The 3,955-nt window shown below is 72.4% G+C and carries 2 protein-coding genes; both read right to left on the bottom strand.

Annotated features, from left to right (window positions below):
- On the bottom strand, nucleotides 1–1,845 hold a 1,845-nt coding region (locus tag ACFXB5_RS52985; protein WP_385223147.1), incomplete at its 3' end, for a type I polyketide synthase.
- 11 nt (nucleotides 1,846–1,856) lie between these two features.
- Nucleotides 1,857–3,955 (bottom strand): type I polyketide synthase (locus tag ACFXB5_RS52980; protein WP_385223145.1); only part of this gene is annotated, 2,099 nt, incomplete at its 5' end.

Raw genomic sequence — 3,955 nt, 5'->3', positions numbered from 1 at the left:
GGCGAACAGGGCGATCTGGGCGTGGTCGGTGCGTTGGAGCGTCTCGTTCTGGTCGGGGTCGAACATGACTTCGCGTAGTCCGGGGGTGGCGAGTGCGAAGATCTCGTCCAGTGCCTGGGCGAAGACGGGGAAGTGTTCGTACAACTGCCGTCCCATACCGGGGCGTTGGGAACCCTGTCCGGTGAACATCACCGCCAGCGGCCCGCGCCGCGGCGGGGTTGGCCGTACGGCGCGGAGCGCGGCGACGAACTCCTCGCGGGTCTCCCCGACGACCACAGCGCGGTGCGGCAGGGTGGCACGGGTGGTGTTGAGGGTGTGCGCCACGTCGCCGAGCGGCGCCTCGTCCTCCTCGACATGCGCGGCGAGCCGTTCGGCCAGGGCGGTCAGCGCGGGCGCGGTGTGTGCGGACAGCACCCAGGGCACCGGTCCGGCCGGCGGCGTCTCCGGCACGTCGGGCTCCGGGGCCGCGGGGGCTTGCTCGAGGACCACGTGCGCATTGGTGCCGCTGATGCCGAACGACGACACCGCGGCGCGCCGCGGGCGCTGGTCGGTGCTCGGCCAGTCCCGGGCCCCGGTCAACAGCCGGACCTCGCCCGCCGACCAGTCGACGTTCGGCGTCGGCTCGCTGACGTGCAGCGTTCTGGGCATCACACCGTGGCGCATGGCCATGACGGCTTTGATGACGCCGGCCACTCCGGCAGCGGCCTGGGTGTGGCCGATGTTGGACTTCAGCGACCCGAGCCACACGGGCTGGTCACGGTCCTGCCCGTAGGTGGCGATCAGGGCCTGGGCCTCGATCGGGTCACCGAGCCCGGTACCTGTGCCATGCGCCTCCAGCAGGTCCACGTCGGCCGCGGTCAGCCTGGCGTCGGTGAGCGCCTCGCGGATGACGCGTTGTTGGGAGGGGCCGTTGGGGGCGGTGAGGCCGTTGGAGGCGCCGTCCTGGTTGACGGCGGTGCCGCGTACCACGGCGAGTACCGGGTGTCCGAGTCGCAGGGCGTCGGACAACCGCTCCACCAGCAGCAGGCCGACGCCCTCGCTGAGCACGGTGCCGTCCGCGGTCGCGTCGAAGGCCTTGCACCGCGCGTCGACGGCCAGCCCCCGCTGCCGGCTGAACTCTACGTACGGGTACGGAACGGACATCACCGTGACGCCGCCGGCGACGGCGAGTGAGCAGTCTCCGGAGCGCAGCGCCCGCACGGCGAGGTGCAGGGCGACCAGCGAGGAGGAGCAGGCGGTGTCCAGTGAGACGGCCGGGCCCTCGAAGCCGAAGGTGTACGAGACCCGCCCCGAGGCCACGCTCGACGCGCTGCCGTTGCCGAGGTAGCCCTCCAACTCGGCGGGGAAGCCGCGCAGGCGGGTCACGTAGTCCTGGTACATGATGCCGGTGAAGACGCCGGTGCGGCTGCCGCGCAGGGTGGTCGGGTCGATGCCGGCGCGTTCCAGGACCTCCCAGGTGGTCTCCAGCAGCAGCCGCTGCTGCGGGTCCATGGCCAATGCCTCGCGTGGCGAGATGCCGAACGGGTCCGGATCGAACGCGCCGGCCCGGTCCAGGAAGCCGCCCTCGCGGACGTACGCGGTGCCGGGGTGGTCGGGGTCCGGGTCGTACAGGGTGTCCAGGTCCCAACCGCGATCGGTGGGGAACGGCGAGACCGCGTCTCCGCCCGAGGCCATCAGCTCCCAGAGCGACTCCGGCGAGTCGATCCCGCCGGGCAGCCGGCAGGCCATTCCCACGATGGCGACCGGCTCGGCCGCCCCCTCCTGGAGCGAGGCGTTCTCCCGGCGCAGCCGGGCGTTCTCCTTGGCCGACACGCGCAGCGCCTCGACAAGCTGTTCATTGGTCATCGTCGCGCCCCTCAGGCTCCGGTTCCGTCCATCACGTGCCGGATCAGCGCCTCGGCATCCATGGCGTCAATCAGGCCGGCCTCGTCGGGCTCGGCCGCGTCCGGTGTCCGCGCCGGGTCGGGACCGGCCAGCTTCAGCAGCGTCTCCAGCACCCCGGCCTCGCGGAACCGGGCGACCGGCACCCGCTCCAGAACCCGGCGCAACTCCCGTTCGTCCAGGTCGTCGTCGGGCCCGGCGGCCGTCGGGGCGGGGGAGACCTGGTCCAGCAGGTACCGTGTTACGGCGCCGGCCGCCGGATGGTCGAAGACGAGCGTGGCGGGCAACTGGAGCCCGGTCATCGCCGACAGCCGGTTGCGGAACTCCACGGCGGTCAGGGAGTCGAAGCCGAGGCTCTTGAACGCTTGGTCCGGCTCGATGGCGCCGGGGTCCGGATGCCCGAGCACCTGGGCCACCTGCTCGATCACCGACGCCAGCACCGACCGCTCACGGGCATCCGGGGCGAGCGTCGCGATCCGTTCCGTCCACGGCTCGGCCCCGCCCGCGTCCGCCCCGACGGCCGTTCGGAGTGGCGCGCGCGCCAGCCCACGGAGCAGAACCGGCACCGCGCCGGAGCGGCCGATGGCGGGCAGGTCGAACGTGGCCGTCACCACCTGTCCGAGGTCCGTGGCCAGCGCCCCATCGAAGAACTCCAGCCCCTGCTCGTCGGTGAGCGGCCGCAGCCCGGCACGGGCCAGGCGGTCGTGGTCGGTTTGGGTGAGGTGGCGGGTCATGCCGCTGGTGCGTTCCCAGGATCCCCAGGCGAGTGAGGTGCCGGGGAGGCCGTGGCGGCGACGGTGGGTGATGAGGGCGTCGAGGAAGCTGTTGGCGGCGGCGTAGTTGGCCTGCCCGGCGCTGCCGAGCACGCCGGCCAGTGAGGAGAAGACCGTGAAGAGGGTCAGGTCTTGGTCTTGGTCTTGGGTGAGTTCGTGCAGCCACCAGGCGGCGTCGGCTTTGGGGGCGAAGGTGGTGGCCATCGCTTCGGCGTCCAGGTGCTCGACGGTGGCGTCGGCCAGTGCCCCGGCGGTGTGCACGACGCCGGTCAGCGGGCCGGCCTCGTCGACGAGTGCGGCGAGTGCGGCACGGTCGGTGAGGTCGCAGGAGCGGACGCGGACCTGGGCGCCGAGCTGTTGGAGCTCGGCGATGAGCTCGGTGGCGCCGGGCGCGTCGGGCCCCTGGCGGCTGGCCAGGACGAGGTCGCGCACGCCGTGCTCGGTCACGAGGTGGCAGGCGATGAGGGAGCCGAGGCTCCCGGTGCCGCCGGTGATCAGCACGGTTCCTTCGCCGATCGCCACCGGCTCGGTGGGAGCGACCACGGTCAGTCGGGGGAGGGTGATGGCGCCGTCGCGGATGCGGGCTTGGGGTTCGCCGGAGGCGATCAGGGTGGGTAGTGCCTTGCGGGAGGTGGGGTGGTTGTCGGTGTCGATGAGGATGATGCGGTCGGGGTGTTCGGTTTGGGCGGTGCGGATGAGTCCCCAGACTGCTGCGCCGGCGAGGTCGTCGTAGGTGGCTTCGACGACGAGGGGGGTGGTGGTGTTCTGGGCCAGGTGTTGTTGGACGCGGGTCAGGGTTTGGGCGGTGATGCGGTGGGTGTCGGCCAGGACGTCGTCGCCGACCGTCGGCACCGCATACCGCTCGAACTCCACGGCGCCGCCCGACCTGCCGGCGCCGGACCAGGCGGTCCACTCCGGGTGGTACAGCGGCCCGGAGCGCGCACTCGCCGAACGCAACTGCTCGGGGCTGATCACCCGGCTCGCCAGCGTCTCCACCGTCACCACCGGCTGGCCGGACGGGTCGAACGCGCGCAGGCTCGCGGACCCCGACGCGTCCCACTCCAGCTCGACCCGGAGGCGGGTTGCGCCGGTGGCGTGGAGGGTGACGCCGGTCCAGGCGAAGGGCAGTCGGATCTCGTCCCCGTCGGAGACCGCGACCAGTGCGTGGAGGGCGGCGTCGAGGAGTGCGGGGTGGATGCCGTAGCCGTCGGTGGTGTCGGTGTTGTCGGGGAGGCGGACGTCGGCGAAGAGGTGGCTGTCTTGGCGCCAGAGTGCGTGGAGTCCTTGGAAGGTGGGGCCGT

The organism is Streptomyces sp. NPDC059455 (genome assembly GCF_042750115.1).
Classification (GTDB): Bacteria; Actinomycetota; Actinomycetes; order Streptomycetales; family Streptomycetaceae; genus Streptomyces; species Streptomyces endocoffeicus.
Note: the sequence above shows the minus strand (reverse complement) of the source record. Positions and strands in the feature narration are given on the sequence as shown.